The sequence below is a fragment of the Streptomyces shenzhenensis genome (assembly GCF_021462265.1).
Classification (GTDB): domain Bacteria; phylum Actinomycetota; class Actinomycetes; order Streptomycetales; family Streptomycetaceae; genus Streptomyces; species Streptomyces shenzhenensis.
Window position 1 is genome coordinate 255,947 of the sequence record NZ_JAJONF010000004.1, and the last position, 16,487, is coordinate 272,433.

25 protein-coding genes are annotated in these 16,487 nt (G+C 67.0%); all 25 read left to right on the forward strand.

Going from position 1 to position 16,487, the window contains the following annotated elements:
• Nucleotides 1-69: 69 nt before the first annotated feature.
• Entirely contained in the window at nucleotides 70-4,725 is a 4,656-nt protein-coding gene (locus LQ326_RS07780; RefSeq protein WP_234534063.1) for an RHS repeat-associated core domain-containing protein, read from the forward strand.
• Between the two features lie 3 nt (nucleotides 4,726-4,728).
• Nucleotides 4,729-5,196 (forward strand): hypothetical protein, encoded by a 468-nt coding sequence (locus tag LQ326_RS07785; protein ID WP_234534065.1) that lies wholly within the window; start codon nucleotides 4,729-4,731, stop codon nucleotides 5,194-5,196.
• A 29-nt stretch (nucleotides 5,197-5,225) separates the two neighbouring features.
• The gene (locus LQ326_RS07790) at nucleotides 5,226-5,678 is read left to right on the forward strand and encodes a hypothetical protein (RefSeq protein WP_234534067.1); all 453 of its coding nucleotides are present in this window, start codon (nucleotides 5,226-5,228) and stop codon (nucleotides 5,676-5,678) included.
• A gap of 163 nt (nucleotides 5,679-5,841) precedes the next feature.
• A complete protein-coding gene (locus LQ326_RS07795) occupies nucleotides 5,842-6,264 on the forward strand; it encodes a hypothetical protein (RefSeq protein WP_234534069.1) in 423 nt (140 codons plus the stop codon).
• 415 nt (nucleotides 6,265-6,679) lie between these two features.
• A complete protein-coding gene (gene rpsJ / locus LQ326_RS07800) occupies nucleotides 6,680-6,988 on the forward strand; it encodes a 30S ribosomal protein S10 (RefSeq protein WP_003948644.1) in 309 nt (102 codons plus the stop codon).
• Between the two features lie 16 nt (nucleotides 6,989-7,004).
• Nucleotides 7,005-7,649, forward strand: coding sequence for a 50S ribosomal protein L3 (gene rplC / locus LQ326_RS07805; protein ID WP_181801294.1), 645 nt, complete (start codon nucleotides 7,005-7,007; stop codon nucleotides 7,647-7,649).
• 7 nt (nucleotides 7,650-7,656) lie between these two features.
• Nucleotides 7,657-8,313: a 50S ribosomal protein L4 gene (gene rplD / locus LQ326_RS07810; protein WP_181801295.1), complete on the forward strand. Its 657-nt coding sequence runs from the start codon at nucleotides 7,657-7,659 to the stop codon at nucleotides 8,311-8,313.
• Nucleotides 8,313-8,732: a 50S ribosomal protein L23 gene (gene rplW, locus LQ326_RS07815; protein WP_181801296.1), complete on the forward strand. Its 420-nt coding sequence runs from the start codon at nucleotides 8,313-8,315 to the stop codon at nucleotides 8,730-8,732. Before rplD ends, rplW begins: the two co-directional genes overlap by 1 nt.
• 38 nt (nucleotides 8,733-8,770) lie before the next feature.
• The gene (gene rplB / locus LQ326_RS07820; RefSeq protein WP_093499642.1) at nucleotides 8,771-9,607 is read left to right on the forward strand and encodes a 50S ribosomal protein L2; all 837 of its coding nucleotides are present in this window, start codon (nucleotides 8,771-8,773) and stop codon (nucleotides 9,605-9,607) included.
• A gap of 12 nt (nucleotides 9,608-9,619) precedes the next feature.
• Nucleotides 9,620-9,901: a 30S ribosomal protein S19 gene (rpsS, locus tag LQ326_RS07825; protein ID WP_003948639.1), complete on the forward strand. Its 282-nt coding sequence runs from the start codon at nucleotides 9,620-9,622 to the stop codon at nucleotides 9,899-9,901.
• 44 nt (nucleotides 9,902-9,945) lie between these two features.
• Nucleotides 9,946-10,293, forward strand: a complete 348-nt coding sequence (gene rplV, locus LQ326_RS07830) for a 50S ribosomal protein L22 (RefSeq protein WP_003974262.1) — start codon at nucleotides 9,946-9,948, stop codon at nucleotides 10,291-10,293.
• Nucleotides 10,293-11,117 carry a 30S ribosomal protein S3 gene (rpsC, locus tag LQ326_RS07835; RefSeq protein WP_234534071.1) on the forward strand — a complete coding sequence of 275 codons (825 nt, stop codon included), beginning with the start codon at nucleotides 10,293-10,295 and terminating at the stop codon, nucleotides 11,115-11,117. The genes rplV and rpsC overlap by 1 nt, the downstream gene beginning before the upstream one ends.
• Nucleotides 11,118-11,122: 5 nt before the next feature.
• Nucleotides 11,123-11,542 (forward strand): 50S ribosomal protein L16, encoded by a 420-nt coding sequence (rplP, locus tag LQ326_RS07840; protein WP_010354233.1) that lies wholly within the window; start codon nucleotides 11,123-11,125, stop codon nucleotides 11,540-11,542.
• Entirely contained in the window at nucleotides 11,542-11,766 is a 225-nt protein-coding gene (gene rpmC / locus LQ326_RS07845; protein ID WP_030174543.1) for a 50S ribosomal protein L29, read from the forward strand. The genes rplP and rpmC overlap by 1 nt, the downstream gene beginning before the upstream one ends.
• Nucleotides 11,766-12,050: a 30S ribosomal protein S17 gene (rpsQ, locus tag LQ326_RS07850; protein ID WP_181801298.1), complete on the forward strand. Its 285-nt coding sequence runs from the start codon at nucleotides 11,766-11,768 to the stop codon at nucleotides 12,048-12,050. The genes rpmC and rpsQ overlap by 1 nt, the downstream gene beginning before the upstream one ends.
• A 97-nt stretch (nucleotides 12,051-12,147) precedes the next feature.
• Entirely contained in the window at nucleotides 12,148-12,516 is a 369-nt protein-coding gene (rplN, locus tag LQ326_RS07855) for a 50S ribosomal protein L14 (protein WP_003998823.1), read from the forward strand.
• A 2-nt stretch (nucleotides 12,517-12,518) separates the two neighbouring features.
• Complete coding sequence (rplX, locus tag LQ326_RS07860) at nucleotides 12,519-12,842, forward strand: 50S ribosomal protein L24 (protein WP_181801299.1); 324 nt, start codon at nucleotides 12,519-12,521, stop codon at nucleotides 12,840-12,842.
• Entirely contained in the window at nucleotides 12,842-13,399 is a 558-nt protein-coding gene (rplE, locus tag LQ326_RS07865) for a 50S ribosomal protein L5 (RefSeq protein ID WP_093499638.1), read from the forward strand. Before rplX ends, rplE begins: the two co-directional genes overlap by 1 nt.
• 5 nt (nucleotides 13,400-13,404) lie before the next feature.
• Nucleotides 13,405-13,590: a type Z 30S ribosomal protein S14 gene (locus LQ326_RS07870; protein ID WP_003948630.1), complete on the forward strand. Its 186-nt coding sequence runs from the start codon at nucleotides 13,405-13,407 to the stop codon at nucleotides 13,588-13,590.
• Between the two features lie 213 nt (nucleotides 13,591-13,803).
• On the forward strand, nucleotides 13,804-14,202 hold the full coding sequence (gene rpsH, locus LQ326_RS07875) for a 30S ribosomal protein S8 (protein ID WP_089099428.1): 399 nt from the start codon (nucleotides 13,804-13,806) through the stop codon (nucleotides 14,200-14,202).
• A gap of 24 nt (nucleotides 14,203-14,226) precedes the next feature.
• A complete protein-coding gene (gene rplF / locus LQ326_RS07880; RefSeq protein WP_234534073.1) occupies nucleotides 14,227-14,766 on the forward strand; it encodes a 50S ribosomal protein L6 in 540 nt (179 codons plus the stop codon).
• 3 nt (nucleotides 14,767-14,769) lie between these two features.
• A complete protein-coding gene (gene rplR / locus LQ326_RS07885; protein WP_020941679.1) occupies nucleotides 14,770-15,153 on the forward strand; it encodes a 50S ribosomal protein L18 in 384 nt (127 codons plus the stop codon).
• 36 nt (nucleotides 15,154-15,189) lie between these two features.
• Nucleotides 15,190-15,795, forward strand: coding sequence for a 30S ribosomal protein S5 (gene rpsE, locus LQ326_RS07890; protein ID WP_003992370.1), 606 nt, complete (start codon nucleotides 15,190-15,192; stop codon nucleotides 15,793-15,795).
• Entirely contained in the window at nucleotides 15,795-15,977 is a 183-nt protein-coding gene (gene rpmD / locus LQ326_RS07895; RefSeq protein WP_006376032.1) for a 50S ribosomal protein L30, read from the forward strand. The genes rpsE and rpmD overlap by 1 nt, the downstream gene beginning before the upstream one ends.
• A gap of 2 nt (nucleotides 15,978-15,979) precedes the next feature.
• Nucleotides 15,980-16,435 (forward strand): 50S ribosomal protein L15, encoded by a 456-nt coding sequence (gene rplO, locus LQ326_RS07900; protein WP_189268844.1) that lies wholly within the window; start codon nucleotides 15,980-15,982, stop codon nucleotides 16,433-16,435.
• Nucleotides 16,436-16,487 lie beyond the last annotated feature (52 nt).

Here is a 16,487-nt window from a genome sequence, read left to right on the forward strand (position 1 = left end):
GCCGTTCCTAGTAAGTTCGCGTCTGCACAGGCTTGTTGACGGGGCGTACGCGACGGGGGTTGCGGGGACATGGCGGGGTACCGACCGGCGGACTGGCATCCACTCGACCTCGACGCGGACCCCACCCCAGGTGATCCGCAACGCGTCCGCACCCTCGCCGCGCAGCTGCACGACTTCGCCGACGACGTCTCCGACGCCCTGCGCCTGGTCAAGGGCATGGCCGGTGAGGACACCCTCCTGCAGTGGGCCGGCAAGTCGGCGGAGGTGTTCAAGGAGCAGTTCAAGGACGTTCCGAAGAACCTGAAGAAGCTGAAGAAGTCGTACGAGATGTGCGGCGACGCCCTCGCGGACTACTGGCCGAAGCTGGAGCGGGCCCAGGCGCTGGCCGACAAGGCCCTGGCCAAGGCGAAGGAGGCGCAGTCCGACCTGTCCTCCGCCAAGACCCGTCTCTCGTCCACCGATTCGTGGGTGACGCGAGCGACGAAGGAAGCGGACAAGTACAAGGACGATCCCACCGGCAGCAAAGCGAGCGCGGACAAGCCGGATGAGGGGAAAGTGCGGGCGGCCACCCGGGACGTGCAGAGCGCCAAGTCCGCACACACCAAAGCCCAATCGGACGTCACCACAGCCCAGAACGCCCTCGACGCCGCGAAGAAGATGGCTGAGGACGCCCGCAAGATGCGCGACGACGCGGCCGGGGAAGCGAAGCGGAAGATCGACGAGGCCTCCGACGCGGGGATCCCGAACCGGCACTGGTGGCAGGACGTCGGTCACTGGTTCGAGGACAACTGGGACACCATCGTCACCGTCTGCAAAGTCGTCGTCGCCGTCGTCGGCATCATCGCGATGATCATCGGCGGCCCGATCCTCGGCGCGATCGTGCTGGTCGCCGCGCTTGTCGTCCTCGCGGACACCCTCTACAAATACTCCCAAGGCCAAGCTTCGCTGTGGGATGTGGCGTTCGCGGCGCTGGACTGTATACCCGGCGGCAAGGGCATCACCAGCCTCGGAAAACTCGCCAAGGGCATGAGGGGACTTGGCAAACTGGGGCTCAAAGGCATGGCCGAGGCCGTGCGTGGGCTCGGAACTCGTGGCCTGACCAGTCTGCGCTCCGGGATGACGGATCTGGTCGCCAGAGGCAAGGCACTCGCAGGGCGTTGCCCGGGCGGCGATCCGATCGACCTGGTGTCGGGCGAGATGCTCATGGTCGCTTCAGATGTGACGTTGCCGGGCATCCTGCCGCTCGAAGTCAAACGGACGCATTTGTCCACCTACAGCTACGGCAGGTGGTTCGGCCCGTCCTGGGCATCGACGCTCGACGAACGACTGGAGGTGGACGACCAGGGGATCGCCTTCGCCTCGGACGACGGAATGCTGCTCGCCTACCCCCGTCCCATGCCCGGCGATCCCGTGTATCCGCTGGAAGGGCCCCGCTGGCCGTTGGAGTGGGACGGAAACCCCGGCGGGCCGATGACCATCACCGATCCGGAGACCGGGATCACCCGCGTGTTCCAGCCGGACGGCGCGCCGGGTGCCGACGGCAGGACAGTGTTCTCCCTGCGCAGCCGGAGCGACCGCAACGGACATCGTCTCGACATCGAGTACTCGGCTGCCGGGGAGCCGGTGGCCCTGCACCACAGCGGGGGGTACCGCGTCGCGATCGAAACGGAGGCCGGGCGCATCACAGCGCTGCGACTGGCGGAAGCGACCGGCTCGGACGACGCGACTCTGGTGCGCTACGCCTACCGCGACGGCGACCTGGTCCACGTGTACAACTCCTCCGGGCTGCCCTTCCGGTATGCCTATGACGACCGGGGGAGGATCACCAGGTGGGAAGACCGGTGCGGTTCCTGGTACGAGTTCGAGTACGACGAAGAGGACCGCTGCGTACGCGGCGCGGGTGCGGACGGTTTCCTCGACTGCCGGCTCACGTACGACCGTGAGGCGCGCCGGACCGTGTACTCCGACTCGTTCGGACACGCCACGGTGCACGAGTACAACGAGCGGCTGCAGCGTACGGCGGTCATCGACGCGCTCGGGAACATCACGCGATACGAATGGGATCGCCGGGACCGGCTCGTAGGGCATACCGACGCGCTGGGCAACAGCACGCGTTATGCCTACGACGCGGCCGGAAACCTGGTCAGCATCACGAGTGCCGACGGCACCACCGCTCGGGCCGAGTTCAATGAGCAGCGCCTTCCAGTGCTGACTGAGGCCGCCGACGGCTCCTGCTGGTCTTACGCCTACGACGACCGTGGCAACCGCACGTCGGTCACCACTCCACTCGCGGAGACGACGCGGTTCGCGTATGACGGCAAGGGAGCGTTGACCGAGATCACCGATCCGGCCGGATCGGTCACAAGGGTCGAGACCGATGCACGTGGGCTCCCCGTGAAGTCGGTCGATCCCCTCGGCGGCACCGTGCAGCACACCCGGGACGCCTTCGGCCGGGTCTCCCAGATCCGCGACGCTCTGGGCAACGTGACCTGCCTGACCTGGAACGTCGAGGGCAAGCCCCTGTCGCGGACCACTCCTGACGGCGCCAGGGAGGTCTGGGAGTGGGACGCCGAGGGGCGTCTCGTGCGTCACACGGATTCCGCCGGCTCCATCACTCGTTTCGGGTACACCCATTTCGATCTTCCTGCCTGGCGGTCCGAGGCCGACGGCCGACAGCGGCATTTCCGCTACGACACGGAACTCAGACTGGTAGGCGTCACGAACGAGCAAGGCCTCACGTGGGAGTACCGATTCGGCGCCACGGGGCTCCTGGAGTCGGAGACCGACTTCAACGGCCGCACCCTGATCTATTCGTACGATGCCGCCGGCCGACTCGCCCGGCGCACCAATGGAGCCGGGCAGGCCACGTCCTACGATCGTGACGCGGTGGGCAGAGTCGTCGGCAAGACCACCGCGGAGTCCTCGACGACGTTCTCCTACACGTCGAGCGGACAGGTGTACCGGGCCCGATGCGGCGATGTCGTCGTGGAGGCGGAGCGCGATCCGCTCGGACGGGTACTGAGCGAGACGACCAACGGCCGGACCATCAGCCACGCCTATGACCGACTGGGCCGCCGCACGGTGCGCAGGACGCCGTCCGGAGCGGAGAGCCGGTGGGAGTACTCGGAGCGGAGTCTGCCGTCGAGGCTTTCGAGCGCCGGCCACGAGATCGTCTTCCGGCACGACGAAGACGGCAAAGAGGTGGTCCGGGACTTCGGCGATTCCCTCCGCATGGAGCGTCACTGGGACGAATGCCGCCGCATGACGTCCCATGTGCTGCGGGCACCTGACGGCCACGGCCTCGGCGACGAGAGCCGGGTCGTCAGCCGTCGCGACTACATGTACGGAATCGGTGACCGACTGACCGAAACACGCGACCTCCACGGTGGCCGGCAGCAGTTCCGGCACGACGAGCGCGGTCGCGTCGTGGCGGTCGACGGCGACTCCTGGCAAGAACGCTACGCGTACGACGCCGCGGGCAACCCGACGTCCTCGTCCTCGTCACCCACGGGCCGAGCGGACGGGGAGAAGGCCCGGCACACGTATGCCGGGAACCAGGTTCGTCGAGCCGGCAGGAGGTCGTACTCGTACGACGGCCAGGGCCGGGTCACCCGACTGGTGCAGCGGACACTGTCCGGGGGCCGCCGGGCGTGGTCGTTCAGCTGGGACGCGGACGACCGGCTCACGGGCATGACTGGCCCCGACGGTCGTCGCTGGAGCTATGACTACGACCCGTTCGGACGCCGCACGGAGAAGCGGTGCCACGCCGAGGACGGGCAGGTCATCGAGCGGACCGCCTTCACCTGGGACGGCCAGCGCCTGGCCGAGCAGTCCCGCTGGAGCGACGCGGGCGAGCACACGGTCACGTGGGAGTACGAACCAGGTACGCACCGACCGATGGCACAGGCGGAGCGGACGCGGTCGCGCGACCTGCCTCAGGAGGAAGTCGACGAGCGGTTCTTCGCCATCGTCACGGACGTCGTCGGCACGCCTGTCGAACTGATCGGTCTCGACGGCGCGGTGCGGTGGCGGGGCGGATCCGGTCTCTGGGGCGACGAACAGGCCTTCGACACGGCCGCGGCGGGCGGGCTGTCGTGCCCGCTCCGCTTCCCCGGGCAGTACGCGGACGAGGAAAGCGGCCTGCACTACAACTTCCACCGCTACTACGACCCGCACAGTATCCGCTTTCTGACCCCCGACCCGCTCGGGCTCCAGGCAGGGCCCGACCACTACGCCTACGTCTCCAATCCCCATCTCTGGGTGGATCCGCTCGGCCTGCAGCGGTGCCCGACCTTCGTGGGCATCCAGTGGATGACCGACAAAATGCTGCAACGCGTTTCATTCCGCTACCAACGGTTCGTCACGCACACGGACTACGAGCAGGTGTGGCGCCTCGGAGACGGTCGTGAGGTGCACGTGGACGGTGGTCCCACCGCGGACGGCTTCATCGTCGAGGCGAAGTGGACCGGTGGTGACCACCCGGGTGAGTGGGCGGCGTCTCAGTACAATCCTGCGCATCGTCACTACGACGAGGACCGGATCACCAGTCAGGCAGAGAAGCTTCTGGCGCTGAACGAAGGACTGGGCGGCAAGGGGGTGCGGTATGCCACTTCCTACCCGGAAGGGGCCGAGCACCTCCGGGACCTTTTCAGCAGCAAGTTCCCAGACGAATTCGCCGATGGAAGGCTGAACGTCTTCCACGTGCCGGGAAACGGAATGGATTAAGGCGTGGACGAGGTCGTTGCAGTTCTGGAGCTCCTGGCCGACGACGAGAGCCTGACGGGTGAGGGGATCGGTGCCGTCCTGGAACGGCTGGGCTGGGGCGTGGCGCGCCAGGTGCCGGGTGCCGCGTTCGCCCGTGTCTGGCGCAAGAACGACCTCCTGGCGGGTATCGAGGGGGACGCCCCGCAGGTGCGCCTCGCTGTCACCCTGTGGGAGCGCGAGGTCGACGAGGAGGCGGGCTTCGACGCGCTGGAAGCGTTGTACGACGAGTCCGCGCAGGTGGTCGGACGGATCGCACATGAGGTGGAGACCGGTGTCCTTGCCGGGCGCCTCGTCCGACCGGACGGTGGCCGGACGCAGGGCATCGACTACATCGAGCAGCGGGCCTGGGTCCTGGGCCGCCGGTCGCTGCTCGTCGGCGCGGTCCAGGACGACACGGAACTCCCGGTGAGGGTCGATGCTGTCGTTTCATGAACCGGGGCGTGCGGTGAGTACCGGCCGCGATGTCTGATGTGCCGCAGCGGAATCCGGCGGTCTACCGGCTCCTGCCGAGCCTGAGCGACTACGAGACGCTGCGTCTGGACGGTGCCGACCAGAGCAGGAACCCCGCCAAGGCGTGGGCCACCACCTGGCGGCGCGACGGTGCCAGCGCATGGGTCCGGGGGAACGCGCCTGTGGAGGTGCGAAGAGCTCTACGACGCGGCAGCGGCAGAACTCCCGACGGTCGTCTCGCAGCTGACATCGGGAGTCCTCGGATCACGGCTCCAGGAGCCCGACCGGGATCCGGCGGGGGCGAGGACTTCGTCGGCCACCGGTCCTGGATCATCGCGGACAAGGTCGTCCTGGCCGGGGTCAAGCACGATGACTCCGACGCGCCCGTCCAACTCGTCGTCGTACTGCGCGAGGACGCCCCGGATGCCGACGAGGGCGACGACGGGAACGACGACTGGTCGTGATGCGCCCCGAGGCCGACGGCGTCCGTCGGGCGGAATTCCTGATGGACCTCGACGACGGCGACCGAGTACTTCCGGGACATCGCGAACGAGGCCTGACCGCGCTTCCCTGGAGTTCACGCGGCTGCACGGTCACCACCGAGTCCAGAACCCCGGCCTGACGCCTGTGACCACCATCGTCTTTCCCGCGTACCGGTGCGAGTTCTCCGGGCGGGAGACGCTGGAGGAGGCGGAGGCCAGATATCACAGGATGCTGCCCACCGCGGACATCGGCCGCGGACCCGTGCCGTTCCTGAAGACGCGCTTCGACAACCCGCGTACCGGGGGAGGCAGCAGCAACCCGGGGCGTGCGCTGGCCCGGCCCGAGGTCCTGCTGGCCGAGATCCCGGAGCTGAGGGACGCTCCCGGCCGGTTCGTGGAGTACGAGAACCGCGTCGGTGACGTACGGCGCGTGCAGTGGGACCGGAACGGCACGTGGGTGCTCTCGGACGCGTCCGGGAGCCGGGAGCTGGGGCTCGACGAGCTTCTGCCCCTGGTGGAGGAGAGTCTGCGCTCACCGTCCGTCCGGGAGGAAGGGACGGGTGTTTGACCTACGCCCCCCCGGGGGTATTCTCTCCGGCTCGATTGGCCAGCCCCCCGGCCCGTATGGCAGACTGTCCGAGTTGCTCGGTCGAGTGTTGATGCTGCGCGCCTCCCGCCGGGAGGACCGGAAGCGAGTCCCACAGTACTCGTCGTCCTAACTGCCTCACGGCAGCACTGGGGCGGACGTACGGGAATCTTTCGGGAAGTGCGGTGCGGCACCGGCCAGGCACCCGGTGGGCCTTTCGCCCCCGGCTTGCGGTACCGGAAGGGCCGTGTGCATTCCCAGCAGGGATGTTCGAACAAGGGACATCTTTGTCAGTGAGAGTGCGACACGCCCGACCGCGTGGGTCGGAGGAAGGAAGGCGGCACAAGGAAATCGCCGGGTTCCAGAGCGTTAGCAGAGACAGGACTACTGAGTAGCCATGGCGGGACAGAAGATCCGCATCCGGCTCAAGGCCTACGACCACGAGGTCATCGACTCCTCGGCGAAGAAGATCGTCGAGACGGTGACCCGCACTGGTGCGTCGGTCGCGGGCCCGGTGCCGCTGCCCACTGAGAAGAACGTGTACTGCGTCATCAAGTCGCCGCACAAGTACAAGGACTCGCGCGAGCACTTCGAGATGCGTACCCACAAGCGCCTGATCGACATCCTCGACCCGACCCCCAAGACCGTTGACTCTCTGATGCGACTCGACCTCCCGGCCGGTGTCGACATCGAGATCAAGCTCTGAGGCCGGTGATCTGAGAATGGCTAAGCAGATCAAGGGCATCCTGGGCGAGAAGCTCGGCATGACGCAGGTGTGGGACGAGAACAACCGGGTCGTCCCGGTGACCGTCGTCAAGGCCGGCCCGAATGTCGTGACCCAGGTCCGCACCAACGACGTCGACGGCTACGAGTCCGTCCAGCTCGCCTTCGGCGAGATCGACCCGCGCAAGGTGAACAAGCCCCTCAAGGGTCACTTCGCGAAGGCCGACGTCACCCCCCGCCGTCACCTCGTCGAGATCCGTACGGCCGACGCCGCCGAGTACACCCTCGGTCAGGAAGTCACCGCCGAGGTCTTCGAGGCCGGCGTGAAGGTCGACGTCACCGGCAAGAGCAAGGGCAAGGGCTTCGCCGGTGTCATGAAGCGTCACAACTTCAAGGGCCTCGGCGCCGGTCACGGCACCCAGCGCAAGCACCGCTCGCCCGGTTCCATCGGTGGCTGCGCCACCCCGGGCCGCGTGTTCAAGGGCCTCCGCATGGCGGGTCGCATGGGCAACGAGCGTGTCACCACCCAGAACCTGACCGTCCACGCCGTTGACGCGGAGAAGGGTCTGCTGCTCATCAAGGGCGCGGTTCCCGGTCCGAACGGCGGCCTCGTCCTGGTCCGCACCGCGGCCAAGGGGGCCTGAGGTACCGATGAGCACTGTTGACATCCTTTCGCCTGCCGGCGAGAAGACCGGAACCGTCGAGCTCCCCGCGGAGATCTTCGGCGTGGAGAAGGTCAGCATCCCGCTGATCCACCAGGTCGTCGTCGCGCAGAACGCGGCTGCCCGCCAGGGCACGCACAAGACGAAGACCCGTGGCGAGGTCCGTGGTGGTGGCAAGAAGCCTTACCGCCAGAAGGGCACCGGCCGCGCCCGCCAGGGCTCGACCCGCGCGCCGCAGTTCGCCGGCGGTGGCGTCGTCCACGGCCCGCAGCCGCGTGACTACTCGCAGCGCACCCCGAAGAAGATGAAGGCTGCCGCTCTGCGTCACGCCCTCACCGACCGGGCGCGTCACAACCGCATCCACGTCGTCACCGGCGTGATCGAGGGCGAGACCCCCAGCACCAAGGCCGCTCGCACGCTGTTCGGCAAGATCTCGGAGCGCAAGAACCTGCTCCTGGTCATCGACCGCGCCGACGAGGCCGCGTGGCTGTCCGCCCGCAACCTGCCCCAGGTCCACATCCTGGAGCCGGGCCAGCTGAACACGTACGACGTGATCGTCTCGGACGACGTGGTCTTCACCCAGGCCGCCTTCGAGTCCTTCGTCGCCGGCCCGAAGGCCAACGACACCGAAGGGACCGAGGTCTGATGGCCATCCGCCACCCGAGCATCGCCTCGAAGGCCGCCAAGGCCGCCAAGGCCGCCCGCGTCGCCAAGGCGCGCCGCCACGAGGCCGAGGGCAAGAACACCGTCGAGACCCCGCTCAGCAAGTCGTACACGGACCCCCGTGACATCCTGCTGAAGCCGGTCGTCTCCGAGAAGAGCTACGCGCTCCTCGACGAGAACAAGTACACGTTCATCGTCGACCCGAACGCCAACAAGACCCAGATCAAGCAGGCCGTCCAGGCGGTCTTCTCGGTCAAGGTCACCGGGGTCAACACGATCAACCGCCAGGGCAAGCGCAAGCGCACCCGCACCGGTTTCGGCCAGCGCGCGGCGACCAAGCGCGCGATCGTGACCCTCGCCGAGGGCGACCGTATCGACATCTTCGGCGGTCCGACCGCGTAAGCGGGTCGGATCGTCCGATATCGGACGAGGACTGAGAAATGGGAATCCGCAAGTACAAGCCGACTACGCCGGGCCGCCGTGGCGCCAGCGTCGCCGACTTCGTCGAGGTCACGCGGTCCACGCCGGAGAAGTCGCTGGTCCGCCCGCTGCACAGCAAGGGCGGCCGTAACAACGCCGGTCGTGTGACCGTTCGCCACCAGGGTGGCGGACACAAGCGCGCCTACCGCGTGATCGACTTCCGTCGTCACGACAAGGACGGCGTGCCGGCGAAGGTCGCGCACATCGAGTACGACCCCAACCGCACCGCGCGCATCGCGCTGCTGCACTACGCCGACGGCGAGAAGCGCTACATCCTCGCCCCGCGCAACCTGCAGCAGGGCGACACCGTGGAGAACGGCCCCGGGGCCGACATCAAGCCGGGCAACAACCTGGCCCTCCGCAACATCCCGGTCGGTACCACGGTCCACGCGATCGAGCTCCGTCCCGGCGGTGGCGCCAAGTTCGCCCGCTCCGCGGGTGCCTCGGTGCAGCTGCTCGCCCGTGAGGGCGCCATGGCGACCCTCCGTATGCCGTCCGGCGAGATCCGCATGGTGGACGCGCGCTGCCGCGCCACCGTCGGTGAGGTCGGCAACGCCGAGCAGTCGAACATCAACTGGGGCAAGGCCGGCCGCAAGCGGTGGCTGGGCGTCCGCCCGACCGTCCGTGGTGTCGTCATGAACCCGGTCGACCACCCGCACGGTGGTGGTGAGGGCCGGACCTCCGGTGGCCGTCACCCCGTCTCCCCGTGGGGCAAGAAGGAAGGTCGTACTCGTTCGCCCAAGAAGGCGTCGAACAAGTACATCGTCCGCCGCCGCAAGACGAACAAGAAGCGTTAAGGACTGGTTGAGATGCCTCGTAGCTTGAAGAAGGGGCCCTTCGTCGACGACCACCTGATCAAGAAGGTGGATGTCCAGAACGAAGCCGGCACCAAGAACGTCATCAAGACCTGGTCCCGTCGCTCGATGATCGTCCCGGCCATGCTCGGCCACACGATCGCGGTGCACAACGGCAAGACCCACATCCCGGTGTTCGTTACCGAGTCGATGGTCGGCCACAAGCTCGGCGAGTTCTCGCCGACCCGCACCTTCCGGGGCCACGTCAAGGATGACCGGAAGTCGAAGCGCCGCTAGTAGCGGATCGCATTCAGACACGTAAGTAACTGAGAGGGACAACCATGGAAGCCAGGGCCCAGGCGCGGTACATCCGCGTTACGCCCATGAAGGCCCGCCGCGTGGTGGACCTTATCCGTGGCATGGACGCCACGGAGGCTCAGGCTGTTCTGCGATTCGCTCCGCAGGCAGCCTCCGTGCCGGTCGGCAAGGTGCTCGACAGCGCCATCGCCAACGCCGCGCACAACTACGACCACACCGACGCCGACAGCCTCTTCATCTCCGAGGCGTACGTCGACGAGGGCCCGACCCTGAAGCGGTTCCGGCCGCGCGCCCAGGGCCGTGCCTACCGGATCCGCAAGCGGACCAGCCACATCACCGTGGTCGTCAGCAGCAAGGAAGGAACCCGGTAATGGGCCAGAAGGTTAACCCGCATGGGTTCCGGCTCGGCATCACCACGGACTTCAAGTCCCGGTGGTACGCCGACAAGCTGTACAAGGACTACGTCAAGGAAGACGTCGCCATCCGTCGGATGATGACGTCCGGCATGGAGCGCGCCGGCATCTCCAAGGTGGAGATCGAGCGCACCCGTGACCGCGTCCGCGTGGACATCCACACCGCGCGTCCGGGCATCGTCATCGGCCGCCGCGGCGCCGAGGCCGACCGTATCCGCGGTGACCTGGAGAAGCTGACCGGCAAGCAGGTCCAGCTGAACATCCTCGAGGTCAAGAACCCGGAGACGGACGCTCAGCTGGTGGCCCAGGCCGTCGCCGAGCAACTCTCCTCCCGCGTCTCCTTCCGCCGCGCCATGCGTAAGAGCATGCAGTCGGCGATGAAGGCCGGCGCCAAGGGCATCAAGATCCAGTGCGGTGGCCGCCTCGGCGGCGCCGAGATGTCCCGCTCGGAGTTCTACCGCGAGGGCCGCGTGCCCCTGCACACGCTCCGCGCGAACGTGGACTACGGCTTCTTCGAGGCCAAGACGACCTTCGGCCGCATCGGTGTGAAGGTCTGGATCTACAAGGGCGACGTCAAGAACATCGCCGAGGTCCGCGCCGAGAACGCCGCCGCCCGTGCGGGCAACCGCCCGGCCCGCGGTGGCGCTGCCGACCGTCCGGCCCGTGGTGGCCGCGGTGGCGAGCGGCGCGGTCGCAAGCCGCAGCAGGCTGCCGGCGCCGAGGCCCCCAAGGCCGAGGCTCCCGCCGCCGCGCCGGCTGAGAGCACCGGAACGGAGGCCTGACCGACATGCTGATCCCCCGTAGGGTCAAGCACCGCAAGCAGCACCACCCCAAGCGGGACGGCGCTGCCAAGGGCGGCACCCAGGTGTCGTTCGGCGAGTACGGCATCCAGGCGCTCACCCCGGCGTATGTGACGAACCGCCAGATCGAGGCCGCTCGTATCGCCATGACGCGTCACATCAAGCGTGGTGGCAAGGTCTGGATCAACATCTACCCGGACCGTCCGCTCACCAAGAAGCCCGCCGAGACCCGCATGGGTTCCGGTAAGGGTTCTCCGGAGTGGTGGATCGCCAACGTCAAGCCCGGACGCGTGATGTTCGAGCTGTCGTACCCCAACGAGAAGATCGCCCGTGAGGCGCTGACCCGTGCGGCCCACAAGCTGCCGATGAAGTGCCGGATCGTCAAGCGCGAGGCAGGTGAAGCGTGATGTCGGCCGGTACCAAGGCGTCCGAGCTGCGCGAGCTGGGCAACGAGGAGCTTCTGGGCAAGCTCCGCGAGGCCAAGGAAGAGCTGTTCAATCTCCGCTTCCAGGCGGCGACTGGCCAGCTTGAGAACCATGGCCGTCTGAAGGCGGTCCGCAAGGACATCGCGCGGATCTACACCCTGATGCGCGAGCGTGAGCTGGGCATCGAAACGGTGGAGAGCGCCTGATGAGCGAGAGCAACGTGAACGAGAACACTGAGGCGCGCGGCTTCCGCAAGACCCGTGAGGGTCTCGTCGTCAGCGACAAGATGGACAAGACCGTCGTCGTCGCCGTCGAGGACCGCGTCAAGCACGCGCTGTACGGCAAGGTCATCCGCCGTACGAACAAGCTCAAGGCGCACGACGAGCAGAACGCCGCGGGCGTCGGCGACCGTGTCCTCCTCATGGAGACCCGGCCGCTGTCCGCGACGAAGCGCTGGCGCGTCGTCGAGATCCTCGAAAAGGCCAAGTAAGTCTCCTGCGGGGCATTCCTCGCAGGACAGTTCCGCCAGGCTCCGGGGGCCGTTCTGAACGGCCCCCGGGGAACCGGCAGACAAACAGGAGATAGACGTGATCCAGCAGGAGTCGCGACTGCGCGTCGCCGACAACACTGGTGCGAAGGAAATCCTTTGCATCCGTGTGCTCGGTGGCTCCGGTCGCCGCTACGCGGGCATCGGTGACGTCATCGTCGCCACCGTCAAGGACGCGATCCCCGGTGGCAACGTGAAGAAGGGTGACGTCGTCAAGGCGGTCATCGTTCGCACCGTCAAGGAGCGCCGTCGTCCGGACGGCTCGTACATCCGCTTCGACGAGAACGCCGCCGTCATTCTGAAGAACGACGGCGACCCTCGCGGCACCCGCATCTTCGGCCCGGTCGGCCGGGAGCTGCGCGAGAAGAAGTTCATGAAGATCATCTCGCTCGCGCCGGAGGTGCTGTAAGCATGAAGATCAAGAAGGGCGACCTGGTCCAGGTCATCACCGGTAAGGACAAGGGCAAGCAGGGCAAGGTCATCGCGGCCTACCCCCGCGAGGACCGGGTCCTGGTCGAGGGTGTCAACCGGGTCAAGAAGCACACCAAGGCCGGCCCGACCGCTCGCGGTTCGCAGGCCGGCGGCATCGTCACGACCGAGGCGCCCGTCCACGTCTCCAACGTCCAGCTGGTCGTTGAGAAGGACGGCAACAAGGTCGTCACGCGTGTCGGTTACCGCTTCGACGAGGAAGGCAACAAGATCCGCGTTGCCAAGCGGACGGGTGAGGACATCTGATGGCTACCACCACTGCTCCGCGTCTGAAGCTGAAGTACCGCGAGGAGATCGCGGGCAAGCTGCGTGACGAGTTCAAGTACGAGAACGTCATGCAGATCCCCGGTCTCGTCAAGATCGTGGTCAACATGGGTGTCGGCGACGCCGCCCGTGACTCGAAGCTGATCGAGGGCGCGATCCGCGACCTGACCACCATCACCGGTCAGAAGCCGGCCGTCACCAAGGCCCGCAAGTCCATCGCGCAGTTCAAGCTGCGTGAGGGTCAGCCGATCGGTGCCCACGTCACGCTCCGTGGCGACCGCATGTGGGAGTTCCTGGACCGCACCCTGTCGCTCGCGCTGCCGCGCATCCGCGACTTCCGCGGCCTGTCCCCCAAGCAGTTCGACGGCCGTGGCAACTACACCTTCGGTCTCACGGAGCAGGTCATGTTCCACGAGATCGACCAGGACAAGATCGACCGTACCCGGGGTATGGACATCACCGTGGTGACCACGGCGACCAACGACGCTGAGGGCCGCGCGCTCCTTCGTCACCTCGGCTTCCCGTTCAAGGAGGCGTGAGCGAGATGGCGAAGAAGGCTCTGATTGCCAAGGCTGCTCGCAAGCCCAAGTTCGGTGTGCGTGGCTACACGCGCTGCCAGCGCTGCGGCCGTCCGCACTCCGTGTACCGCAAGTTCGGCCTGTGCCGTGTGTGCCTTCGTGAGATGGCTCACCGCGGCGAGCTGCCGGGCGTGACCAAGAGCTCCTGGTAATCCCCCTTTTAGGGATTTCAGGGGCTCTCGGTAAGCAATGGGCGTGTCAGGCGCCCACCCTTTCATGGCTTAGGCTTGGAGGGTTGGGCGCCTGACAGTCGCCCGTACGACTTACTACGCCGTAGGTCCACCGCGCCGCACCCGTCCCGTCTCGGATCGGGGAGAGGGATGGCGCACCAGGAAACCCCGGCGAGAGAGGCCACAGGCCAATTCATGACCATGACTGATCCGATCGCAGACATGCTGACGCGTCTGCGGAACGCGAACTCGGCGTACCACGACTCTGTGACGATGCCGGCGTCCAAGATCAAGTCTCACATCGCGGAGATCCTCCAGCAGGAGGGCTTCATCACGGGCTGGAAGGTCGAGGACGCCGAGGTCGGCAAGAACCTCGTCCTGGACCTGAAGTTCGGTCCGAACCGTGAGCGCTCCATCGCGGGCATCAAGCGGATCTCCAAGCCCGGTCTCCGGGTGTACGCGAAGTCCACCTCCCTGCCGAAGGTGCTGGGCGGCCTCGGCGTGGCGATCATCTCCACGTCGCACGGTCTCCTCACCGACAAGCAGGCCGGCAAGAAGGGCGTAGGCGGGGAAGTCCTCGCCTACGTCTGGTAGCAGAAGGGAACGGAGGAAACAGCTATGTCGCGTATCGGCAAGCTCCCCATCGCGGTTCCCGCCGGCGTGGACGTCACCATCGACGGCCGCACGGTGCAGGTCAAGGGCCCCAAGGGCGAGCTGACCCACACCATCGTGGCTCCGATCGACATCGCCAAGGGCGAGGACGGCACTCTCGCGGTGACCCGCCCCAACGACGAGCGTCAGAGCAAGGCCCTGCACGGCCTGTCCCGCACGCTGGTGGCGAACATGATCACCGGCGTGACCCAGGGTTACGTGAAGAAGCTCGAGATCAGCGGTGTCGGTTACCGCGTGACCGCCAAGGGCTCGAACCTCGAGTTCGCGCTCGGTTACAGCCACCCGATCGTGGTCGAGGCCCCCGAGGGCATCACCTTCAAGGTCGAGGCTCCGACCCGTTTCTCGGTCGAGGGCATCGACAAGCAGAAGGTCGGCGAGGTCGCGGCCAACATCCGCAAGCTGCGCAAGCCCGACCCGTACAAGGCCAAGGGCGTCAAGTACGAGGGCGAAGTCATCCGCCGCAAGGTCGGAAAGGCGGGTAAGTAAGCCATGGCATACGGGCAGAAGATCCTCAAGGGCGACGCCTACAAGCGCGCCGCGATCAAGCGCCGTCACATCCGGATCCGCAAGAACATCTCCGGTACGGCGGAGCGTCCCCGTCTGGTCGTGACCCGCTCCAACCGCCACATCGTGGCGCAGGTGATCGACGACCTGAAGGGCCACACCCTGGCTTCCGCGTCCACTCTGGACGCGTCGGTCCGCGGTGGCGAGGGCGACAAGTCCGCGCAGGCCAAGCAGGTCGGCGCCCTGGTCGCCGAGCGTGCCAAGGCCGCCGGTGTCGAGGCCGTGGTGTTCGACCGTGGTGGCAACCAGTACGCCGGGCGCATCGCCGCCCTGGCGGACGCCGCCCGCGAAGCCGGGCTCAAGTTCTGAGCCGCTTGTAGCTAGCGGAAAGAGAGAGGTAATCCAATGGCTGGACCCCAGCGCCGCGGTGGCGGTGCCGGTGGCGGCGAGCGGCGGGACCGGAAGGGCCGTGACGGCGGCGCTGCTGCCGCCGAGAAGACCGCGTACGTTGAGCGCGTTGTCGCGATCAACCGCGTCGCCAAGGTTGTGAAGGGTGGTCGTCGCTTCAGCTTCACCGCGCTGGTCGTGGTGGGCGACGGTGACGGCACCGTGGGTGTCGGTTACGGCAAGGCCAAGGAGGTGCCGGCCGCCATCGCCAAGGGCGTTGAGGAGGCCAAGAAGCACTTCTTCAAGGTCCCGCGTATCCAGGGCACCATCCCTCACCCCATCCAGGGTGAGAAGGCCGCCGGTGTCGTTCTCCTCAAGCCGGCTTCGCCGGGTACCGGTGTTATCGCCGGTGGTCCCGTGCGCGCCGTCCTGGAGTGCGCCGGTATCCACGACGTGCTGTCGAAGTCGCTCGGCTCCGACAACGCGATCAACATCGTGCACGCGACCGTGGCGGCCCTGAAGGGCCTGCAGCGTCCCGAGGAGATCGCGGCCCGCCGTGGTCTGCCCCTCGAGGACGTCGCCCCCGCGGCTCTGCTTCGTGCGCGTGCGGGAGCGGGTGCGTAATGGCTCGCCTCAAGGTCACGCAGACGAAGTCGTACATCGGCAGCAAGCAGAACCACCGTGACACCCTGCGGTCCCTTGGTCTCAAGGGGATCAACACCGTGGTCGTCAAGGAGGACCGCCCCGAGTTCCGCGGCATGGTGCACACCGTCCGCCACCTCGTGACGGTTGAGGAGGTCGACTGATCATGGCGGAGAACAACCCGCTCAAGATCCACAACCTCCGTCCCGCCCCGGGCGCCAAGACCGCCAAGACCCGTGTCGGTCGTGGTGAGGCGTCGAAGGGTAAGACGGCCGGTCGTGGTACCAAGGGTACGAAGGCCCGTTACCAGGTTCCGGAGCGCTTCGAGGGTGGCCAGATGCCCCTCCACATGCGTCTTCCGAAGCTGAAGGGCTTCAAGAACCCGTTCAAGACCGAATACCAGGTCGTGAACCTCGACAAGCTGGCCGCGCTGTACCCCGAGGGTGGCGAGGTCACCGTCGAGGGTCTGGTGGCCAAGGGCGCCGTTCGCAAGAACGCGCTCGTCAAGGTCCTCGGCCAGGGTGAGGTCTCCGTGGCGCTGCAGGTGACGGTCGACGCCGTCTCCGGCTCCGCCAAGGAGAAGATCACCGCCGCCGGCGGCACTGTCACCGAGCTCGTCTGAGTTTTCCGGACGTCTCGATGACGTAAGCGAATCCCGACCGGGGATACCTCAC

What these genes read in the sequence shown, in the direction of transcription:
- LQ326_RS07780 (WP_234534063.1), top strand. Translation starts at nt 70, where the DNA reads ATGGCGGGGTACCGACCGGCGGACTGGCATCCACTCGACCTCGACGCG.
- LQ326_RS07790 (WP_234534067.1), top strand. Translation starts at nt 5,226, where the DNA reads ATGTCTGATGTGCCGCAGCGGAATCCGGCGGTCTACCGGCTCCTGCCG.
- rpsJ (WP_003948644.1), top strand. Translation starts at nt 6,680, where the DNA reads ATGGCGGGACAGAAGATCCGCATCCGGCTCAAGGCCTACGACCACGAG.
- rplC (WP_181801294.1), top strand. Translation starts at nt 7,005, where the DNA reads ATGGCTAAGCAGATCAAGGGCATCCTGGGCGAGAAGCTCGGCATGACG.
- rplD (WP_181801295.1), top strand. Translation starts at nt 7,657, where the DNA reads ATGAGCACTGTTGACATCCTTTCGCCTGCCGGCGAGAAGACCGGAACC.
- rplW (WP_181801296.1), top strand. Translation starts at nt 8,313, where the DNA reads ATGGCCATCCGCCACCCGAGCATCGCCTCGAAGGCCGCCAAGGCCGCC.
- rplB (WP_093499642.1), top strand. Translation starts at nt 8,771, where the DNA reads ATGGGAATCCGCAAGTACAAGCCGACTACGCCGGGCCGCCGTGGCGCC.
- rpsS (WP_003948639.1), top strand. Translation starts at nt 9,620, where the DNA reads ATGCCTCGTAGCTTGAAGAAGGGGCCCTTCGTCGACGACCACCTGATC.
- rplV (WP_003974262.1), top strand. Translation starts at nt 9,946, where the DNA reads ATGGAAGCCAGGGCCCAGGCGCGGTACATCCGCGTTACGCCCATGAAG.
- rpsC (WP_234534071.1), top strand. Translation starts at nt 10,293, where the DNA reads ATGGGCCAGAAGGTTAACCCGCATGGGTTCCGGCTCGGCATCACCACG.
- rplP (WP_010354233.1), top strand. Translation starts at nt 11,123, where the DNA reads ATGCTGATCCCCCGTAGGGTCAAGCACCGCAAGCAGCACCACCCCAAG.
- rpmC (WP_030174543.1), top strand. Translation starts at nt 11,542, where the DNA reads ATGTCGGCCGGTACCAAGGCGTCCGAGCTGCGCGAGCTGGGCAACGAG.
- rpsQ (WP_181801298.1), top strand. Translation starts at nt 11,766, where the DNA reads ATGAGCGAGAGCAACGTGAACGAGAACACTGAGGCGCGCGGCTTCCGC.
- rplX (WP_181801299.1), top strand. Translation starts at nt 12,519, where the DNA reads ATGAAGATCAAGAAGGGCGACCTGGTCCAGGTCATCACCGGTAAGGAC.
- rplE (WP_093499638.1), top strand. Translation starts at nt 12,842, where the DNA reads ATGGCTACCACCACTGCTCCGCGTCTGAAGCTGAAGTACCGCGAGGAG.
- LQ326_RS07870 (WP_003948630.1), top strand. Translation starts at nt 13,405, where the DNA reads ATGGCGAAGAAGGCTCTGATTGCCAAGGCTGCTCGCAAGCCCAAGTTC.
- rpsH (WP_089099428.1), top strand. Translation starts at nt 13,804, where the DNA reads ATGACCATGACTGATCCGATCGCAGACATGCTGACGCGTCTGCGGAAC.
- rplF (WP_234534073.1), top strand. Translation starts at nt 14,227, where the DNA reads ATGTCGCGTATCGGCAAGCTCCCCATCGCGGTTCCCGCCGGCGTGGAC.
- rplR (WP_020941679.1), top strand. Translation starts at nt 14,770, where the DNA reads ATGGCATACGGGCAGAAGATCCTCAAGGGCGACGCCTACAAGCGCGCC.
- rpsE (WP_003992370.1), top strand. Translation starts at nt 15,190, where the DNA reads ATGGCTGGACCCCAGCGCCGCGGTGGCGGTGCCGGTGGCGGCGAGCGG.
- rpmD (WP_006376032.1), top strand. Translation starts at nt 15,795, where the DNA reads ATGGCTCGCCTCAAGGTCACGCAGACGAAGTCGTACATCGGCAGCAAG.
- rplO (WP_189268844.1), top strand. Translation starts at nt 15,980, where the DNA reads ATGGCGGAGAACAACCCGCTCAAGATCCACAACCTCCGTCCCGCCCCG.